The sequence below is a fragment of the Paenibacillus sp. FSL L8-0435 genome (genome assembly GCF_037965655.1).
GTDB lineage: Bacteria > Bacillota > Bacilli > Paenibacillales > Paenibacillaceae > Paenibacillus.
The window spans coordinates 4742764-4763062 of sequence record NZ_CP150185.1; the positions used below are offsets into that span (position 1 = coordinate 4742764).

The following is a 20299-nucleotide window of genomic DNA, read 5'->3' on the forward strand; positions in this document are numbered from 1 at the left end:
GATGGACAGAATAGGCTAAAATAAAAGTCTGCGATGTTCTGCGCAGTACCGATTCCAGCGTTCAACAGGCAAGCAACGAAGAATCTGCAGCCAGTCCTTGTTTTTTTACATACCTGGTTGCACGGTTTCAGTTATATAGATGAAGCATTTGGCATGATAAATGCAGATGCTCGATAGAGAGAGGAAGTGGAAAAAATGGCATTGGACGGCATTGTAACACGGGCCATTGTTCATGAACTGCAAGGCTGCATTGGTGGACGTATCAGCAAGATCCATCAGCCGAATGGCCATGACGTAGTTCTCACCCTGCGTGCTCAGCGCGGAAATAGTAAATTGCTTGTTTCGGCAAGCCCGACATATCCCCGTGTGCATTATACGGAAAAGACATTCCTTAACCCTACGGAAGCACCCATGTTCTGTATGTTGCTCCGTAAGCACTGTGAAGGTGCAATCATTGAGGAGATCCGTCAGATTGGCATGGAGCGTATTATCCACATCAATGTGCGCCAGCGCGACGAACTGGGGGATGTCTCGGTTAAACGGATCATCATTGAATTGATGGGGCGTCACAGTAACATTATTTTGCTTGATCCCGTTACAGAAACGATTCTGGATGGCATTCATCATGTGACTCCTTCCATCAGCAGCTACCGGGTAATCATGCCCGGATTCGCGTATACCGCCCCACCCGAGCAACATAAAAGTAATCCGCTCGAAGTGAGTCGTACAGCATTCGAGGACAGCTATCATGCCGCTGAGGAAGAGGCATCACGCTGGCTTGTGAATTCCTTTAGCGGTCTTAGCCCGTTAATTGCGGGAGAGATTGCTGCTCGTGGGATTGCTGCTGAAGGCATCGTGAGCACTCCAGATGTGGTTGAGGGTGAGAGCCGAGTTGAGTCTGGTGCACTCTGGGACGCTTTTGAAGCCGTGATGGGACCTGTCAGAGATCATATCTACACGCCTGTAACCGGAACAAACGCCAAAGGCAAAATGATTTTCTCGGCCGTTCATCTTGAGAGCATTCAGGAGTTGGAGAAAACCTATGACACGATGAGCAAGTGCATGGAAGATTATTACGGAGACAAGGCTGAACGGGATACGGTTAAACAGAGAGTAAGTGATCTGCTCCGTTTTCTCCAGAATGAGCGAAGCAAAAATATCAAAAAGCTGGACAACCTAAACAAGGATCTGCTGGAAGCGGACGATGCGGACAAGTTCAGACTATGGGGTGAGTTGTTATTTGCCTCCCTGCATCAGGTTCACAAAGGGGACAAAAGCGTCGAGCTTGTGAACTTCTACGATGAAGACCAAGCCAACATTACCATTCAGCTTGATCCGCTGCTCACACCGTCTGACAACGCACAACGTTATTTCAAGCGGTATAACAAATACAAGAACAGTCTGGCTGTGATTCATGAGCAGCTTGGCAAAACCAAAGACGAGATTGACTATCTTGATAACCTGTTGCAGCAGCTGTCCATTGCATCCATGAACGACATTGAGGAAATACGGGATGAGCTTGTGCAGCAAGGATATCTTCGTGACCGCAATAAAAAGGGTAAAAAGAAGAAGAAAAGTGACCGTCCAACCGTACACCAGTTCACCTCTTCGGAGGGGATTGACATTCTTGTGGGCAAAAACAACCTGCAAAATGAGTACGTGACCAACCGTCTCGCTTCTTCCAACGACACCTGGCTGCATACCAAAGACATTCCAGGTTCACATGTCGTTATTCGCAGTACGGACTTTGGTGAAGCTACATTGGAAGAAGCAGCACAGCTTGCTGCCTATTTCAGCCAAGCCAAGGAGTCCAGCAGTGTGCCTGTGGATTACACGTTTATCCGTCATGTGCGCAAACCAAGTGGTGCGAAGCCTGGTTTTGTGATCTATGATCATCAGAAGACCTTATTTGTTACGCCAAATGATGAATTGATCAAAAGTCTGCCATCCACGATTAAAAATGGATAAGGCTATATAAGTTTGAACTAAAGATTATTTACACTGACACTACGATGACAGAACAACCTTCCAATCGCTGTAATCCTCCGTTATCGTGTAAATGATTAGTTCAACTTATATAGATGTAAAAGTAACAAAGACAGAATCCCCTGACCATTAACGGTTCAGGGGATTTTTGCGGTTGCAGTACTTGTTTGAATGATATGTGAAGCTCAGCTTATTTAGCTTTCTCATTGAATATTAATTCATTTATATGTATAATAATTCGATTGTGATGAATAAAATTTATAGTTAAGGAAGTGTATCATGACCATACATATCAGAGAAACTCAACCTGATGATCTGAAACCCCTGATGGCATTAATGCAGGACTATGTGGTGGGATTCTACAACAACCCCTGGCCAGGTGATCAATCCATCCAGCTTCTGATCAACAACCTGCTTAATCAGCAGATCGGTGCGCAATTCGTGGCAGAAGAAGACGGGAAGCTTATCGGATTTTCCACCCTGTTCTTTACCTACAGCACGATGAAAGCAGAGCGTGTTGCCATTATGAATGACCTATTCGTTACGGAAACATTCAGAGAAGGCGAAGCAGAAGCCAAATTATTTGCACACTGTCAGCAATATACGCGTGATCATGGATGTGCATATATGTCTTGGATCACAGCAGTGACCAATGGGCGAGCACAGCAATTATTCGAACGTCTCGGGGCTACACGTGGCGATTGGGTAAACTATTCGATCACGTAGACTTTTTTTAACAAAAAAAGGACATGAATACATGTAGGTTCAGCCCTATCATGCTTGCATGTCCTTTACTCCTTCGATCTTAAATGTATCCAGTAATACAGAATTTATTATAGTCAGATAAAGCGTTGCAACGTCTCGCTTACTCTCCCTTTTGCTGTGAAGCAGCTGCCTTCAGCCTTTCCAACACATCAACCGTTACGGTCTTGCTACCAAGATCCCCGTGGAAAACAACACCTTGCCGTTTACCATGATAATCAGATCCACCTGTTTCAATGAGTTCGTATTCCTTGGCCAGCTCACCATACCTGCGTTCCTCTTCCGGGCCATGGTCCGAATGAAACACCTCAATGCCATCTGGACGAGAGTCTTCGATGATACGTCGCACCAATTCATCATCATTATATAGACCCGGATGGGCAATTACAGCGGCTCCACCTGCGGCTCTGATCCACTTGCACGCATCCTCTGGTGCAACGCGGGGTACAGATACAAAACCTGGCTTGCCTTCAGCAAGATACTGATCAAATGCATCCCGCATGTCGACCGCATATCCCTTCTTCACCAGCACATCGGCCATATGAGGTCTGCCAATACTCTCATCCGGCTCTAACGAGCGTCCCAGCTCATCCAGTACCTCCTGCCAGCTTATATCAAGCCCGAGTTCTTGGAGCTTTGCGATAATCAGATGATTCCGCTCATCTCGCGCTTCTCGTAATCCGCGCAACCGTTGCAGGAACTGCTCATCCTCTGTATTCACATAATACCCGAGCACATGAATATCTTTCCCACCAGCCCGAGTGCTAATCTCCACTCCGGCAACAACATCAATATCGTACTCTTTTCCCGCTTGTTGCGCTTCCGCTACACCGGCTACTGTATCATGGTCTGTTAGGGCAACCGCAGATAGCCCTTTTTGTTTGGCAAGCTTCACATTATCAGCAGGTGGCTGCATTCCATCTGAAGCCTGACTATGCGTATGAAGATCACAGCGTCCTTGGCGTTGATCCATGTACAACAGCTCCTTTGTGTAAGTCATTTGGATTAAATCTCATCTATCATTGAGTTTCCGGCTATTATGCCTTCCCTGTCTTGTGTACCGACTTAGGCTGCTCCTGCTGGCGCAGATAATTCAGGAAAGCGACTGCTGACAGGGGCAACAAGGACGATTTTAGATGGATGGCATAGAACTGCCTTTTGAATTCTAGTCCGCGGATATCCACAATATGAACAAGTCCCAGAGCCAGTTCATGCTGCACCGAAGAAGGAGATAACATCGTAATGCCTACCCCTGCCTCCACGGCCGATTTTACCGCTCCTGTACTGCCAAGTTCCATCACCACATTCATATCCTGTGGATCAATCTTTTTCTTTTGCAATTGGTCTTCCATCACCTGACGAGTACCCGAGCCCTTCTCACGCAACACAAAAGGATAATTCATTACATCCTCAATATTTACTTTGCTGCGCTTAGCCAAATCATGCCCGGCAGGTACAATCAGTTTCAGCTCGTCCTGCATGACAGGCTCTACAATCATGTCCGGGTGGTTCACTGGCGCTTCAATCAGACCAAAATTAAGCTGGTGCTTCAATATATCATCCATAATTTGCGTTGTATTCATCACTTTCATGACGATGGAAATATCCGGATATTGAAGTGCAAATGGTCCGAGCATGCGTGGAAGCACATATTCCCCGATCGTTAAACTGGCTCCCAACTGGAGTCGGCCCTGTAACATCTGGGTAAACGCCGACATCGCTTCGTCCGTCTGTCTGACCAGCTCTACACTCCGTTTCGCATGAGGTAATAACGTCCGGCCCGCCTCGGATAATTCTATTTTTTTGGTGGAACGATGCAGTAACTTGGTGCCAAAATAGTCTTCCAATGATTGAATCTGCATCGTTACTGCCGGTTGAGTCATATGTAATGCTTGTGCAGCAGCCGAGAAACTCCCCTTCTCTGCTACCGTATAAAAAATATGCAATTGGTGAAAATTCATATCTTCGCCCCTCTTCGATTACACTCTCTACATTGTAGCCGATTTCCCGCTTGGCAACAAAAAAAGCATGCAGCTTGTCTGCATGCGATAATACTTGAATCTATGAGTTCAACATATTGAATCTACTCCAACTTACTTATGCTTACGGCTATTTTTGACCAGCGTCATTCTTCTTGAATGTCTTAACCATGAATAATATGACTTCAGGTCCCTTAATTCAATGGTCTCCGACATACGTCCCAGAAACGTAACTACAATCATTTTGTGCAGCGGGTTGCCCGCAATATCATATTCTCCTTCAAGTTCGGAAAATTCGGCGACCACCACCAGATCCTCATCAATCAGGTAGACGTCCTGTTCATTACGGTAGTATGGTGTTATTCGGTCCTGCTTCAGACACTCCCATAACCACGCCGCAATATGGTCATCATCACTACGTGCAGGCTCAATACGGTCTGCATACCGCATCTTGGCATGATGGGTAATGACGATGTCGGCCACTTTCTTGTCTCCAAGAGCCACGAAAAACGGCTCGTAGGTGCTCCAACGTTGCATCACCTTATCACGCATGGGAATCACTCTCCACCAGATAGGACTTTCTATCTATTTATTACCAAATATATTACAACATTAGTCCCGCAACCTCAAGGCGTAAGTTTAACTTTTTTTCACAATAGCCAATTTGTGTATAATTCAAGAAAAGAGCGACCCCAAAGGGTCCCTCCAGTTTCTCGTCTATATTCCGTAAAAGCTCGTTTTGTCCATCGTTTTGCTGGCATACTCGGTTTTGATCTCATTACGATACGAGCGTTCAATCTTGCGCACATAGGAAAGTCGCTTCACATTTTTCATCGTATCATCAGCCCGTTCTGCATTAACATACATGACTACATAATGCATACGGCGGGAGATATAATGCACGGTGCCATATTTTTCGAGATTACGGGCAGCCTTCAAATCACTGACCCAAATAATGAATCCTGTCCTTTCCGCAAACATCATCGTTCCCCGCCCTTCTATAATGATTACTTAACTGCAACCACACTTGCCGCCACTACCGCAGCCGCCCTTCGGATTCGGATCATTGCTCGGTACCTTAATGGTCGTTGACACTGCAAATGCAATGGTCTCTGACATCTGGAATAACATATCATCCAGGGACTTCTCTGCCTGTTTGAAGCGGATTACCGCCTCGAAATTTTCCAACTCCTGTTCCAGAGCCTTCACCTGGTCTTTTGCTGCATGATAATCCGGGTGAAAATGACCGAAACGCTGTGTTTCTTCAAACAATTCCTTCTTGGCATTCAGCTTCCGAATCCCCATCTGAATCTCAGGGGTAGTCTCGACTTGCTGCTTCCAATATAAATAATCCGATACTTCGGCAGATTGGTTAATCATGTCGCCCAGTTCATATGCGCCCGTTAACACTTGGGCCATATCGACCGTGTTCATTTCCGCTACGCTCATGAAATATTCATCCTATCTATATATAAAGTTCTACTTAACGTAGACTACCTCATCATAGCATATCCATGAATAGTTAAGAAGAGTTTTTCCTGCAATTAGAAATACGGGGAACTCGAAAATTCGCCTTTCAACCTGATATTCACGTGAAATAGTCAGGTTATGACATCATCTGGCAGGATAAGACGCATTGTATCCCACTCTGACGGGGAGAATGTACGCCATTCCGTCTCTGATGTATTTTCACTTGAATCCAGCATACACCAACCGCTTAAAGTCCATTGTTCATGACCCTCTACCTGATGTGGAATGAGGTATTGCGTACGATTTTCCTGTTGTATACCCAGCTTGGTCTGCCACTCAATGGCTTTGGCAGCAATCTGTCGTGCGGTTGAACTATGATATCGACGCCACTCCCTGTACCAGGTCTCCGGTATCTCCTCAAATCCCAACAGAGAGAACTTCTTCTCAATGACAGAATGATCACGCTCCAACCCATGCAGAGAAGCAGGAACATCAACCAGACCTTGATTATCGGGTGTGTAGAAAGAAGAATATACATCGCTCAACATATCCTTTTCTAATAACTTCGGATCATCTGCAGAGCCTGTACTTGCCTCCATTACCTTCATATTCCGATCTACAGTCAACGGTGCAGCACCCGTCCCCTTTCCCCAATCTGCTAACACATTCCGTACATTCTCCGGTATGCCTGTCAGAGCATATTGATCCAGAAACTCCATCACTTCATGTAGTCCATACCCTCTGGCAATGGCCGAAATGAATCGTTCTCTTGTCAAACGGTAGATGGACATTTGATCACGTGTCACCCGTTCTGCGTATTGCTCAAGCATCCAGATCACATCAGGCCCTGCTTCCGGCGGCACCAACATTTCAAAATCAGGCTGCATGTAAAATCCAGACGGCTCCGTCTCACTTACCATCTCTTGTTCCCGATTTAACAGGCTCTGCGGTTCGATCAGCCAGCGGAATGCCAGCTCTCCCGACTGATCTTCTCCTACTTCACCATAACCCCAGCCAGCCAGTGCGCAGAGCCAGCCCCTGACTCGTGGTTTCAATTCCGAATTCTCTATATGGCACCATATGTTTTTTTCTGGAGCAAGCACTGCCAATTGATAACGGAAATGCTGCAACGCGGGTTCAGCTTCACCGTATCTGTCCATACACGCTTGATATATTTCCCGATGCATCTGTCTCCACGAAAGCTTCAACCATTTTTGTAATCGATGATCTACAATTTGAATATGGCCATCTGACTTCTGAACGAGATTCAGACTGAGCAGTAGATCGAGAAGGATTGCTACGTGGGTCGGATACAAATCCGAATGTTCATATCGGATACCCAGACCTTCAAAGTCTGTCGAAGATAATACCGTGATCACACTTAATTTTTGAACACTTTTTTTATGTATAGTGCCTTTACCTGTCAAAGGAAGTCCTTCTCTTTCAATCCACGCGACCAAATGAAGTAACTCTGCAGCAATATCCGGCTTTCCCTCCTGTAGTACTTGAGCATGTTGTGTTATCTGTTCAACGGTTATGCCCACTCTTTGTGCGTAAGCACTCGTCAATGTCTCCAACAGTGAAGCAGGAATATAGAATAATTGCTCCCCCCAGCTCTTATATGCAGATTCAATCCATCTTTGTTGCCTAAGGTTGGCGAATGAGGATTTGACTTCTGCGACACTTAGTCCTTCGATGGCCCACTGTTCTCGCGGCAGGAGGGAGGAAAAAGGCTGACCCGCATGTTTGTGAAAAATTGCACCAAGCACTTTTTGCTCCACCAAAGTAAGCTTTGACCATGAATCAAGGTTCAGTACCACAGGCTCATCTATTGGTTCAAATGAAGACATATCCCAATCCCTCCTCTTTTCGCGAGTATAAATGGACTATTCGTTCTCATGAACGATGGCATATTCATATCCCTGCTCCACCAAGAACATCTGACGGTTTAGTGCAAACTCTTGTTCCTTACTATCCTCCGATACCAACGCATAGAAATATGCTTTGTTTTCTCCAGCTTTTGGTCTCAGAATTCTCCCCAAACGTTGTGCCTCTTCCTGCCTTGACCCGAAACTCCCGGATATCTCAAGCGCAACAGCAGCATCTGGCAGATCCACAGCAAAATTGGCAACCTTGGATACCACAATCGTTTTAATCTCTCCTCGCCGAAAAGCGGCAAACCATTTGATTCGCTCTTGCTGTGACATGGTTCCCGAGATCAGAGGTGCTTCAATTTCCCGGGCAATCAACTCTAACTGATCCAGATATTGTCCAATCACTAGTGCAGGCAAATCCCGATGACGTTCCAGCAAACGCTTGACTACACGTACTTTTGCCGGATTCTCGGCAGCCAATCGAAATTGGTGCTTAACCTCAGCTTGCAGATAATTCGATCTTAGTTCCGGGGAAAACGGGATACGTATCTCCTGACATTGTACATCAGCAATCCACCCTTGCTGCTCCAGTTGTTTCCACGGCATATCATAGAGCTTTGGACCAATCAGCGAGAAAACATCCTGTTCACAGCCATCTTCTCGAACCAATGTAGCCGTTAATCCCAGTCTTCGCGTAGCTTGAATATCCGCAGTTGCACGAAACACTGGTGCTGGCAGCAAATGTACTTCATCATATATGATCAGCCCCCATTGCCGCTCACTGAGCAGTTTAATGTGGGTAAAATCAGCATCCTTTGATTTCCGGTGTGTAAGAATCTGATATGTAGCTACAGTCACAGGTTTTACCTGTTTTTTCTGACCTGAATACTCACCAATCTGTTCGCTGGTAATCGTGGTTTTGTCTTGAATTTCCTGAATCCACTGTCGCACAGACGTTGTATTGGACGTTAAAATCAAGCATTCACATTGAAGCCGCTCCAGCACGGCCATGCCAATGACCGTTTTGCCTGCCCCGCAAGGAAGTACGAGTAAACCACTTCCTCCCATGCCCTCACTACCTTCGAATGCATCCACAGCCTCTCTCTGGTAAGAACGCAGCGCAAATTGCTCAGAGTGGTCCCCCGGACCATTGGTTCGCCATTGGAATGAAAGCTTGGTTCCCTCCCGATACCCCACGTAATCAAGTACGGGGTAACCTAACCTTGTTAATTCCCTTTTTAATAACCCTCGCTGTTCTCCTGGAAGCAGTAGTTCATGAGCGTCCTTGCGTTCCATGCGAAAGGCAGCTATCGTTTTCAATCCACTTAATTCATCCAGCAACCGCTCATCCTCACTGTAAAGACGCATTCTGGTGTGATCTGCTTCGGAATGCAGCCTTAATTTGCCATACTGATCCATGATTCTCCGAACATCCTGTATGAGTGCAGCAGGTACGTTCCAGCGGGATACCAGCTCCAAACTTGCGATGACCTGATCTGCATTCCATCCCAGCGCAGCCGCATTCCAGAGCGATAACGGAGTGATTCGGTAGGTATGAAACGCTGCCGGTGTCTTAACCAGTTCTGAATACATCCCAAGCTGCTCTCTTGCTCTTTCGAATCCGGGGTGGCCAACTTCCAGCAAAACTGTAAAATCTCGCTGAACGATACAAGCATCTGTCCTTACCATATGTTCTGTTCCTTCCATTTGGAGCCTTCCTCCTATCACAAAAAAAGTCCAGTTCCGGCAGCTTCCGAAAATGAACCTCTATAATTGCGAGTTCAAAAAGTCTGGTTTTCAGTACCGAGAAGATGGACTTTTTGAACAACATCTATAAAAATCCACAAAAAAACATCCTGCCCATACCTCGGTATGAACAGGATGCCCAACTGGCTATAAAGTCATTCGGCTGTGTAACCCTTAGCCATGGCGATAAATAATCTCACGGCTGTCTGCATCGCGTCTTCATCAAAATCAAACATCGGATGATGATGCGGATAGATCGCATTTTTATCCGGGTTACCTGCTCCAACAAACATAAAGCACCCTGGAACCTTCTGTAGATAATAAGCAAAATCTTCCGCTGGCATCAGCATTGGGGAAGCTTGCACTCGTTCTGCCCCAAATAATTCTGTAGCTTCTCTGAAGAAACGTGCTGTCTCCTGTTCATCGTTCACCACAGGCGGATATCCCATAATATATTTCACTTGCGTTTCTGCTCCATAAGCTGCCCCTGTCTGGGCTACCATGGTAAGCACACGCTCTTTCATCCCGTTTCGGGTCTCTTCATCAAACGTTCTTACCGTACCGCTCATTTTGCATTGCTCTGCAATTACATTCTGAGCCGAGCCCGCCTGCATTGTACCAATGGTCAGCACCGCGGGTTGCAATGGATCAACCGAACGACTGACAACGGTCTGAAGCTGCATCACAAGCGCAGAACCCGCGATAAGACTATCTATCGTGGATTGTGGCATCCCGCCATGTCCACCTTTGCCTTTGATCTCAATGTAAAAATCGTCCGCCGCCGCCATCATCGGTCCTGCTTTACTGGCAACAACACCTACAGGCAGCGGGGTCCACAGATGAATTCCGTATATGACATCCACGCCTTCAAGCGCACCATCCTCAATGACCTGAACTGCACCGCCCGGCAGCAGTTCTTCTGCTGGCTGGAACAAAAAACGAATCTCGCCTTGGATCTCCTGCTTGTGACGGCTGAAATACAATGCCGTACCGAGCAAGATTGAGATATGACCATCGTGGCCGCATGCATGCATCGCCCCTGCTTGTTGTGATGCATACTCAATATTCTTCTCATCCTGAATTGGCAGTGCGTCCATGTCAGCTCGCAGCATGACGACAGGACCCGGCTTGTCCCCACGAATGGTACCGATGACCCCGTGACCACCAACATGACGCCTCACTTCCACGCCAAAGCTCTCCAACATATCCGCTACAAAAGAGGATGTCTTCTCCTCATGAAAGGAAACCTCTGGATTGCGATGAAGGTGACGCCGCCATTCCACCATGTGGATCTGCAGATCTTCCCACCATATATTATTAGTCATGTCTCTCCACCCTTTCAATCTTAAACGGGACTTGGATCAAGCCCGAACCTTCCTCTTCAAACCTATTGCTGTATATTGTAGCAGAATTGGAAGAAAACCGATACGAAACGCCTTCGGAAAGCTTGCACGGGAAGGGGAAACATACTATCATGAACTAGAGAAATACTCGAGAAATTATACTCGGAAGCTTATGAGGAGGATCAAACGCTTATGATTTTTGAGAATACAGGCTTGGATGGCTTGAAGAGCGACTTGGCATACCTGGAAGAGAGCGCCGAGAAAGTCGGATTTGTCCGGTGGCAATGGGAATATTACCGTGCTACATATGACTACAAAATTGAAGATGAACAAACCAACTCAGAATACTTTGTACGCATTAATACCCGCGCTGTGGAAGGCAAATTGGAAAAACCGGATACCGTTCTTGCTGTTGAAGCAGTATACCTTGGCAAAGCCACTTTCCCTCACGGCCTGGATTATGACTCTTCCGTTCCGCAACCAGTCGTGAAGCTGGCAGCCGAAAAATTACAGCAGCTCAAAGAACTGCTGGAAGCATAGGCTGGGCCAAACGATGAAACAACAAACGGCCCAAACGAAAACGAAGAGAGGCACGCCGGATTTTCAACTGCTAATCCTCACTTTATTGTTGGTGGGCTTTGGACTGGTGATGGTATTCAGCTCCAGTTCCAGCATTGCAATCGCAAGCGATAAATTTAACAATGATGCCCTTTACTTCACGAAAAAACAACTTATGTGGGCGATTATCGGTCTATTTGGCATGTTTTTTGCCATGAATATCCGCTTCAACAAGTACAAAAAGCTCTATGCACCCTTTTTCCTGCTCACTACGGTCATGCTGGTGATTGTTTTGATCTCAGGTGCAGTATTGAACGGTGCACGAAGCTGGATTCACATTTTCGGTTTCAGTCTTCAGCCTGCAGAGTTCGCGAAAATTGCTATCATTCTCTATCTCTCTGCTCTTATTACCAAAAAAGGTGAGAAATTCAGGGTTTTCAAGACAGGGTACGTTCCCGTCTTGTTCATCGTTGGATTCATCGCAGGACTGATTATGCTGCAACCAGACTTCGGTACCACCTTCATTCTGGTCTCCACCTGTGGTCTCTTGATCTATGCCGGTGGAGCCAGTATGAAACATATCCTGGGTTCGATTCTCCTGGTTGTGCTCGGTGGGGCACTGGCGTTTGGAGCGAATTCCTTGTTTTCTTCCATGTCTCCTTCCGACTCAATGACTGCTACAACAGCAGTCACTGCGGAGCAGAACTACAAGATCGGACGTATTCAGGCTTTCTTGAATCCATTATCCGATATTAATGGCGGAAGTCTCAACCTCTACCGTTCTCTTGTTGCCATTGGCGATGGCGGCATGACAGGTTCGGGAATTGGACAAGGTACAATGAAGCTGCACTATTTGCCAAATGCTTATAATGACTTTATTTTCTCCGTGATTGGTGAAGAACTTGGGTTCATCGGAAGTACATTATTCCTGCTTGTTTACCTGTACTTCATCTGGCGCGGAATTATTGTCTCTCTCCGCTGTCCCGATCCATTCGGAACACTGGTTGGCATAGGCATCATGGGACTGATCGCGATTCAGGCATTTATCAACATCGGTGGTGTAACTCAGACCATTCCGGTGACGGGGGTCACGCTTCCGTTTATCAGTTATGGGGGTACCTCACTCTTTGTGATGATGGTTGCCATGGGCATTCTGCTCAGTATCTCACGCACCAACAATCTGGACGTGATTAAGGAAGAGAAAACCAAGTCCGTGACTGTACAGACACAGACTCGCACCTCTCCTGCTCTTCGTTCACGGGAGTCCATCCGTCGGATTCGATAAAAAAACAACACAAAAAAGGCTGTGCACCCAATGGATGCGCAGCCTTTTTGTGTGTACTCGGTACAATTCTGTCTATCAAGATGAAGAACAGGTCAATATCGCTCTGTCCTCCATTGCGGATTGCGAATTCTACAGATCGTCGCCTTTGAAAGATACGCCTTCTACCTTTACATTGACTTCAACCACGCGTAATCCGGTCATGGTCTCTACCGCTTCTCTTACATTCTGCTGAAGCATACGGGAAACTTCATGAATCGGGGTTTCGTACAGGACGATGATGCGCAGGTCAATGGCTGCTTCCAGCTGGCCGACCTCAACGCTCACGCCTTTCTGTACGTTTTTACCGCTGAGTCGCTTCGCCCAGCCCTCTGACAATCCTCCAGACATTGCGGCAATTCCGGGTGTTTCCATTGCAGCCATTCCGGCAATTTTTGCAACCACGTCATCGGCAATCCGGATGTTTCCGCTCTCCAGTTGAAGTTGTTCTGCCATGCCACATCCTCCTTCACTTCGTTACTCGTATTTTAAATCCTTTCCACCCCAAAAAGCAAATTAAACTCAAAAAGATGCGTTTACAACCTACCACCATTTGGTTATATTGAAATATGAAAATAATCTCATAAGCGATTTACAGTGTAATTCAAAAACAAAATAATTTATAACCGAGGTGTTTGTTGTGAGAAACCGGATTTCATCCATTTTGCTGATTGCGTTCTTTGCACTCAGTGCCATCGCCCACTACTTGAAATGGGATTCGATTCTACAGTTCGTGATATCAGCCATTTCGGTTATTTTTGTGGCCGGTTTTTTAGGCAAAGCCACCGAAAATGTGGCCCACTACGCCGGACAGCGGCTGGGTGGATTCTTGAATGCAACCTTCGGCAATGCCGCCGAATTGATCATCGCCATTTTCCTCGTCAAAGAGGGGCTCTTCGACATGGTCAAAGCTAGTCTGACAGGTTCCATCATCGGAAATCTGTTGTTAGTGCTCGGGTTAAGTATTTTTGCCGGAGGACTCAAGTTCAAAATTCAGAATTATAACGTTTCACTTGCAGGTCTGAATGGTTCCCTGATGATTGTTGCCATCATTGCCCTGTTTATTCCAGCAGTCTTTCTCAATACACATTCCATTACACAGAAAGACACCAATACACTTAGTCTCATCGTGGCCGGATTGCTCATTCTCGCCTATATTGCGTGGTTGCTATTCTCCATGGTGACACATAAGAACTACCTTGCAGACGTCACTGAGGATCGCGATGAAGAGCTACCTCATGAGCATGCTCCGGCATGGTCCAAGAAAAAATCTATTCTCTACCTGGTGCTCGCAACGGTCATGGTTGCCTTTGTCAGTGAATGGCTGGTGGGCACGCTCGAAGTCTTCACTTCGGAATTTGGACTTAGCGAACTGTTTGTCGGTGCATTCCTTGTCGCCATCATCGGTAATGCGGCCGAACACAGTGCAGCGATCATGCTTGCCATGAAAAATAAAATCGGAGCCGCCGTTGAGATTGCGGTTGGCAGCAGCTTGCAGATCGCGCTCTTCGTTGCTCCTGTACTGATTTTTGTCAGCTACTTCACAGGCAGAACCATGGATATCGTATTCACAACGATTGAGTTGGTCGCCATCGGCGTATCCGTATTTATTGCAAAGTCCATTACCCAAGATGGTTCAACGAATTGGTACGAAGGTTTACTCCTGCTCGTGGTATATATCATACTCGGTGTATCCTTCTTCCTGGTGTAACCAGGCCTTCACGTAGCGATATAAGTTGAACTAAAGAATATTTACACTGGACACTCCGATGACAGAACAACCTTCCGATCTAAACTATAAGAGACAGCCCGAATATATATTCGGTGCTGTCTCTTTGCTCGTATACGCCTTCCGCCTGGCTATATCTCCATCCCCGTTCAGACGTACAAAAAAAGCATGCATAAACGCCTGCATGCCTTCTATTCTGACCCGCGCATTTGCAGGCTATTGCTCATTCTTCTTGTTCAAGGCTTCATATAGAATTGCCAAATTCCGCTCAAGCGCGCTAACCAGCTGCTTACCTGCACCTTCTGGAAGGAGCCCTGCACGAACAGCAAAATCAACTTCCTTGGAGAACCCATACATCTGTGTATCCAATACTTCCTCATAGAGAGGGCAGTAGCGGGTAGCCAGATTCTCCATCTGTACTTCAATAAGCTTCTGTATTTTATCTGCATCTTCTTGAAGAAGACTGATCGCTTTCAAATTCAGCTGGTCCTGCAGATCAGATGAAGTCATGCATTTTTCCCCCCTATGTCCCAAAAATCGCGTAAAGACGTTCTACCTCTAATATTAGACGAAATGAAGAGCTAATACAAGAACCTGACCAAAATAAGCCCGCAAAGTTAAGCCTTTTGTTGAAGCTTAATCCACCTGTTCCAGTCACGTCCAGACGAGTATTCAGATCATTTCATGCCAAAAAACACCCCTGCCTAAAAAGGCAAAGGTGCTTCTTGAGAGCTATTACTCAGATGCGATGCTTACATTCAGTCCATGCTTGGCAAATACTTCTGACATGGCTGCTTTTGCTTCAACTGCATCTGGACCATGAACATGCAGTTCATAGCTGTGCGTGCTGATCAGCGTTGTAAACAATCCGAGAATACTTTTTACATCGATATACTTGTTCTCCGAATGAAGCACGATTGAAGAAGTAAACTTGCCTGCTGTTTGAGCAATTTCCACTACAGCCGCGTTATTACTCGACATAGGAATCCCTCCGTCTTTTTACTATTGGTATCATCTATTAATTACCACTACATGATACCGTGAATCCGCTTTCCTAGCAACAGCAAAATCCTGCTCCTACTTCAAACGGTCCGGATTCAGGCATTCCAGCTCAGGAATAACAAAGATACCGTCTTTGCGAATCAGCACATCGTCAAAATAAATCTCCCCGCCGCCGTAATCCGGACGCTGGATCAATACCAGATCCCAGTGGATGGACGAGCGGTTGCCATTGTCCGTTTCTTCGTATGCCTGACCCGGTGTAAAGTGCAAGCTGCCTGCGATTTTCTCATCGAACAGGATATCTTTCATCGGATGAAGAATATGCGGGTTAAATCCAATCGCGAATTCACCGATATGACGAGCACCCTCATCCGAATTCAGGATTTCATTCAAACGCTCTGTATCGTTACTTGTGGCTTCAATGATTTTTCCATTCTCGAACGTGAACTTGATATTTTCAAATGTCACTCCGTTATACAGCGTTGGTGTGTTATAACTAATCGTTCCGTTCACGGAATTGCGCACAGGGGCACTGTACACTTCGCCATCCGGGATATTTTTTTGGCCAGAACATTTCTCTGCACCGATATCTTTAATGGAGAAGCTCAGCTCTGTTCCTGGTCCGGTGATACGAACTTTGTCCGTCCGCTTCATCAGGTTAGCGAGCGAGTCCTGCGCTTTGTCCATTTTGGCGTAATCCAGGTTACATACGTCAAAGTAGAAATCTTCGAACGCTTCTGTACTTGTATTGGCGAGTTGCGCCATACTTGCGTTAGGGTAACGAAGTACAACCCATTTCGTATGTTTGACACGTTGTTCGCTATGTACCGGGTGGGAGTACAATGAATTGTACATTTTCATTTTTTCTTCCGGCACATCGGACAGATCATTCACATTTTCTCCCGCGCGAATACCGATGTAACAATCCATCTGTTTCATACGGTTCAGATCAATCTCTGCCCATGTTTTCATCATTTCTTCTGTGGCATTTTTCAGCATCGCACGCTGTACGGTTTTATCAGTCAACTGTACAAAGACGTTACCACCTTTTTTGCCTACCTCTTCAATAATGGCGTTAATCAGATCACGTTCCGATCCAATCATCTCAACCAATACATTTTCACCAGGCTGTACATCTACTGAATAGCCCACCAGATTTGCTGCAAGCTTTTGAATTCTTGGGTCTTTCATCTTGGTAAAATCCTCCTGTCATCTGCCATACTTGAATTGAACAACGGTAAATTACGATACTATTGTAGCACGCGAACAGTCATCCCGTCAGCAGGCAGTCCCTCACTTCGTTTATTGATATGACTTGAAGTTAACATCGGTGACAAGGGCTTCTTTGTTACTTTTACGGTTGTTGTCCGTATAACTCATCTGACTTTCAGAGGATAAGCGAAGAGGCAGACTGCTCTTCCGATCTACCGTGAGATGATATACCGTCTGCACGCTCGCTTGTTTCATCATCTGTTGCATCGTTGTTTCACCCTGTTTCCAAACTTTCTCCAGATCCTTCTCAAGCTTCTCCTTACGCGCCCCTTTCACCGAAGCTGCCTTATGCATATATTCTGACCGAATGGCGTTCATCTCGTCGTTTAGCTGGGTTACAGCCCATGATTTGGCGTCTTCCGGTGCAAGTTCAATCCGTAATGTTCTGGTTCGACGACCAGCACCATACTCGGATTGAATGGTTTTGTGCATCCCATCGATCTTCTCCAATTGGGCAATTGGGTTAAAACGAGAAAGAGACCCTCGCAGTGGCTCATGCTGCGCTGACAATGCCATCCATTGCCCTTGTTTCCGCTCGAAAGAGGCGCTAAACCCACTGGGCTGTCCATTATTTTTTACGGCAGTTGTTTGAATGCCTGTCCCCACAGCAGTTACTTCTCCTGGTAACCGGGTCTGAAGGGTCAGACGATCATGATTCTCCAGCTTGCCTTCAAATTTGAACTGATTTTCGAACAGCCCACTGTTCTCCCGTCGAAGTCCTGCCTCTCCTTCAAAACTCAATGTTTCTTTTCCCGCTATCCCGGATAAAGCCAAGGAAAAAACCTCTTCAGGCGTTTGATCTCGCTGGATTAATCCACAACCCGGAACACCAATAATCACGATGCTCACAAATAACCATAATGTACGTACCGAATGGCGGTTAAACATGTCTATCTTCACCCTTCCGTGAACTTTCTCCATAGATTGCCCCGCCCGTATACGCTTATACTTCCTTCTATACACAACTTGATCTCCGATGCACAAAAAAAAGAGAACGACTCCGCAATTGGAATTGTTCTCTTAACGTGTTACATTCTGTTCCTCTACAACGATTCTGTTCCGACCACCATTCTTGGCGCTGTACAAAGCCATATCAGCCCGATAAAACAAGGACTCTACACTGACCTTTTCATCCATCCAATTCCACTCTGCGATGCCACTGGATACTGTAACGGGCGGTCTGGTCTCTTCTTCGACTCTCTTTCGAATCACTTCCGCATAATCTAACGCCTGCCTTACACTCACCTGTGGCATATAGATCGCCAGTTCTTCTCCACCCCATCTGGCACAGACATCCTCTGAGCGAACAGAGCTGGTGACGATCTCACTCACTTGCTTCAATACTTGATCCCCCGTCTGGTGTCCGAATGTGTCATTCACCTGTTTGAACTGATCAATATCCACCACAATGAGGGAGCCACAGAATTCATGAGCCTGTCGCTCGTGAATCACACTGTCCAGATAATGCCTCACATACAGACCTGTCAACATATCCAGATTAGCCAAGCGCCGAACCTCGGCATGCAGCGTGGCATTTGACAGAGCAAGTCCGATATGGATGGATAACATCTGCAAAAGCCGATAGTTATCATATGAAAAGTAGTGCTCTCTACTGTGTCCCAGCAAAATGGCACCCTTCACTTCACCATTGACTCTGATCGGTGATGCAATCAGTGACATGGATCCCGTATCTTCCATGAAAAAGGAGGACACTTTATCATACTGTGCATAATTAACTATAATAAGTGGTTCCTCTGTTCGGTACACCAAACCTGCGATACCGTAGTCTACAGAAAAGGATTGGTGAAAAACATCTTTCACGTTAGATGACATGACTTCGAAGTCATTTGTACTGTCATTGAGTTGAAGAATGCAACACGTTTCAGCCTGGAATATTTCCTTTAACTCTTGCTCGGATAATTGATAGATCTCCGAAAGATGCAGGCTTTTGTTCAACCGCTGTGTAAGATCATTAATTAAACGAAGTTCCTGAATTAACATATTGGATTGTTCATGCAGCTTGGCGTTCTCAAAGGCCGTTCCTGCAGTGTCTACCATCATCGTAATCAATTGCAAGTCCGATTCTTCCATAATCTCTTCATTCATTTCGATATGGAACACACCGTATATGCCTTGTTTGCCTTTGAGCGGAATCCCTATATCTACAATGCGGTTCTCTGCATCATCTGAGCGAGCAACGATCAGCTTACCTTCCATAAATGAACGCACACAAATATCTTCTCCTCGCTCGTGGACAAGCAACGGTTTAATCCGTGGATCAGAATTGCTCTGATCCTGAGACATATACAATTTGATATAAGTGGCCGGGTACAAGTAGTCCATACTGTCAAATACCTCATCCAATATGGCCTCGACATCCATTTTGTCATGCATTCGCTGAACAATCTGAAAGAGGATGGACCTCCGGTGTTCCTCACGAGCTGTTTGTTCATGAGCATGTAACAGGTCCGTCATAAATATGTATTCAAATCTTCGGTAAAAGCAGGTGCGATAATGCAATGCCTCAGATTGAACCACAGCTTCAGACGTTTCATATCCATTGGATTCATAGATCACAGCAGTGAATACGGCAAACATATCCTTGTTTGTTCTGGAGAATAAGGGATGTGTTATTATAAGATACTCTCCGTGTTCGCTTGTCCCTTTAAGGGACAGGACCTGTCTCTTATCCAAACATTCCAATACCAGCCTGCGTGCATTTACACCCGGATCAGCTTCATGATCGCTATCGTATCCTATGCAATCGCCTTCCGTGTTCCAAACGCTGTAAAAGGTTGATGTTCTGGTCAGCCTTGAACCCACTCTGGAGTTCCAGTCACTGTATGCCTGCTCTAGCAAGCTGCCCAAATATGAAAAATCAAAAGGTGTGATATCCATTTTTTGCATCCACAACACATGCTCTTCATGAGAACGAGGAGCGGCAAAAGATGCGGAATCGCCCGAACTTCGTGAATTCAAGCTGGCAGGTAAACTTCTTAGATGTTCTAACATGTCAGGCGCTCCTTTGCACCGTTTTTGCATCCACCAGGATGCATTAATCTGCAGACGTTATCGCAAACCTGCAAATTCGTTGCGATAACCTTGTTACATAAAGATGATTTAAAGTTAAGATACAATCTATTTTACTCTGTTTATAGCTTTTTTGCATCCATATTTCAGAAAATTGTCCCATTATTTTAGGCCCAATGACCTATCGACAAATTTAGACGTTTTTTTGCTTTTATTCTATGCTTGAC

The 20299-nt window shown here is 45.9% G+C and carries 19 protein-coding genes; 5 read left to right on the forward strand and 14 right to left on the reverse strand.

The window, feature by feature from the left end; all coding sequences use genetic code 11:
- Window positions 1-195 precede the first annotated feature (195 nt).
- The gene (locus tag NST33_RS21100; protein ID WP_221825323.1) at window positions 196-1968 is read left to right on the forward strand and encodes an NFACT RNA binding domain-containing protein; all 1773 of its coding nucleotides are present in this window, start codon (window positions 196-198) and stop codon (window positions 1966-1968) included.
- A 297-nt stretch (window positions 1969-2265) separates the two neighbouring features.
- Entirely contained in the window at window positions 2266-2712 is a 447-nt protein-coding gene (locus tag NST33_RS21105) for a GNAT family N-acetyltransferase (protein ID WP_339304954.1), read from the forward strand.
- Window positions 2713-2851: 139 nt separating this feature from the next.
- On the opposite strand, the gene NST33_RS21110 is transcribed toward NST33_RS21105, so the two are convergent.
- The 8 genes from NST33_RS21110 to NST33_RS21145 all read right to left on the reverse strand — a co-directional run bounded on the left by NST33_RS21110 (window position 2852) and on the right by NST33_RS21145 (window position 11142).
- A complete protein-coding gene (locus tag NST33_RS21110) occupies window positions 2852-3721 on the reverse strand; it encodes a PHP domain-containing protein (RefSeq protein WP_339304956.1) in 870 nt (289 codons plus the stop codon).
- A 64-nt stretch (window positions 3722-3785) separates the two neighbouring features.
- Window positions 3786-4709 (reverse strand): selenium metabolism-associated LysR family transcriptional regulator, encoded by a 924-nt coding sequence (locus tag NST33_RS21115; RefSeq protein WP_221825328.1) that lies wholly within the window; start codon window positions 4707-4709, stop codon window positions 3786-3788.
- 132 nt (window positions 4710-4841) lie between these two features.
- Window positions 4842-5279 carry a hypothetical protein gene (locus NST33_RS21120; protein ID WP_017687436.1) on the reverse strand — a complete coding sequence of 146 codons (438 nt, stop codon included), beginning with the start codon at window positions 5277-5279 and terminating at the stop codon, window positions 4842-4844.
- Between the two features lie 165 nt (window positions 5280-5444).
- Complete coding sequence (locus NST33_RS21125; protein ID WP_026080981.1) at window positions 5445-5708, reverse strand: YlbG family protein; 264 nt, start codon at window positions 5706-5708, stop codon at window positions 5445-5447.
- Between the two features lie 30 nt (window positions 5709-5738).
- On the reverse strand, window positions 5739-6176 hold the full coding sequence (locus NST33_RS21130; protein WP_036614642.1) for a YlbF family regulator: 438 nt from the start codon (window positions 6174-6176) through the stop codon (window positions 5739-5741).
- A 152-nt stretch (window positions 6177-6328) separates the two neighbouring features.
- A complete protein-coding gene (locus NST33_RS21135; RefSeq protein ID WP_339304958.1) occupies window positions 6329-8047 on the reverse strand; it encodes a helicase-associated domain-containing protein in 1719 nt (572 codons plus the stop codon).
- 36 nt (window positions 8048-8083) lie between these two features.
- Entirely contained in the window at window positions 8084-9778 is a 1695-nt protein-coding gene (locus NST33_RS21140) for a DNA repair helicase XPB (RefSeq protein ID WP_339177826.1), read from the reverse strand.
- Window positions 9779-9972: 194 nt separating this feature from the next.
- Complete coding sequence (locus NST33_RS21145; RefSeq protein ID WP_339304961.1) at window positions 9973-11142, reverse strand: M20 family metallopeptidase; 1170 nt, start codon at window positions 11140-11142, stop codon at window positions 9973-9975.
- A 210-nt stretch (window positions 11143-11352) separates the two neighbouring features.
- Between NST33_RS21145 and NST33_RS21150 the strand changes: the two genes are divergently transcribed.
- Window positions 11353-11700 carry a YugN family protein gene (locus NST33_RS21150; RefSeq protein ID WP_339304963.1) on the forward strand — a complete coding sequence of 116 codons (348 nt, stop codon included), beginning with the start codon at window positions 11353-11355 and terminating at the stop codon, window positions 11698-11700.
- Between the two features lie 13 nt (window positions 11701-11713).
- Window positions 11714-13003: a putative lipid II flippase FtsW gene (gene ftsW / locus NST33_RS21155; RefSeq protein WP_221825333.1), complete on the forward strand. Its 1290-nt coding sequence runs from the start codon at window positions 11714-11716 to the stop codon at window positions 13001-13003.
- Between the two features lie 129 nt (window positions 13004-13132).
- On the opposite strand, the gene NST33_RS21160 is transcribed toward ftsW, so the two are convergent.
- Entirely contained in the window at window positions 13133-13495 is a 363-nt protein-coding gene (locus tag NST33_RS21160; RefSeq protein ID WP_017687428.1) for an Asp23/Gls24 family envelope stress response protein, read from the reverse strand.
- A gap of 184 nt (window positions 13496-13679) precedes the next feature.
- Between NST33_RS21160 and cax the strand changes: the two genes are divergently transcribed.
- On the forward strand, window positions 13680-14750 hold the full coding sequence (gene cax / locus NST33_RS21165) for a calcium/proton exchanger (protein ID WP_036674882.1): 1071 nt from the start codon (window positions 13680-13682) through the stop codon (window positions 14748-14750).
- A gap of 234 nt (window positions 14751-14984) precedes the next feature.
- Here cax and NST33_RS21170 read toward each other — a convergent pair whose 3' ends face one another.
- From NST33_RS21170 to NST33_RS21190, 5 genes are all read right to left on the reverse strand, one after another.
- Window positions 14985-15278, reverse strand: a complete 294-nt coding sequence (locus tag NST33_RS21170; protein ID WP_017687426.1) for a YlaN family protein — start codon at window positions 15276-15278, stop codon at window positions 14985-14987.
- A 225-nt stretch (window positions 15279-15503) separates the two neighbouring features.
- On the reverse strand, window positions 15504-15749 hold the full coding sequence (locus NST33_RS21175) for an HPr family phosphocarrier protein (protein WP_036614658.1): 246 nt from the start codon (window positions 15747-15749) through the stop codon (window positions 15504-15506).
- A gap of 96 nt (window positions 15750-15845) precedes the next feature.
- Window positions 15846-16961 carry an aminopeptidase gene (locus tag NST33_RS21180; protein ID WP_076211404.1) on the reverse strand — a complete coding sequence of 372 codons (1116 nt, stop codon included), beginning with the start codon at window positions 16959-16961 and terminating at the stop codon, window positions 15846-15848.
- A gap of 111 nt (window positions 16962-17072) precedes the next feature.
- Window positions 17073-17963, reverse strand: a complete 891-nt coding sequence (locus tag NST33_RS21185) for a hypothetical protein (protein ID WP_221825336.1) — start codon at window positions 17961-17963, stop codon at window positions 17073-17075.
- Window positions 17964-18062: 99 nt separating this feature from the next.
- Window positions 18063-20054 (reverse strand): sensor domain-containing diguanylate cyclase, encoded by a 1992-nt coding sequence (locus tag NST33_RS21190; RefSeq protein ID WP_221825339.1) that lies wholly within the window; start codon window positions 20052-20054, stop codon window positions 18063-18065.
- Window positions 20055-20299: the final 245 nt, after the last annotated feature.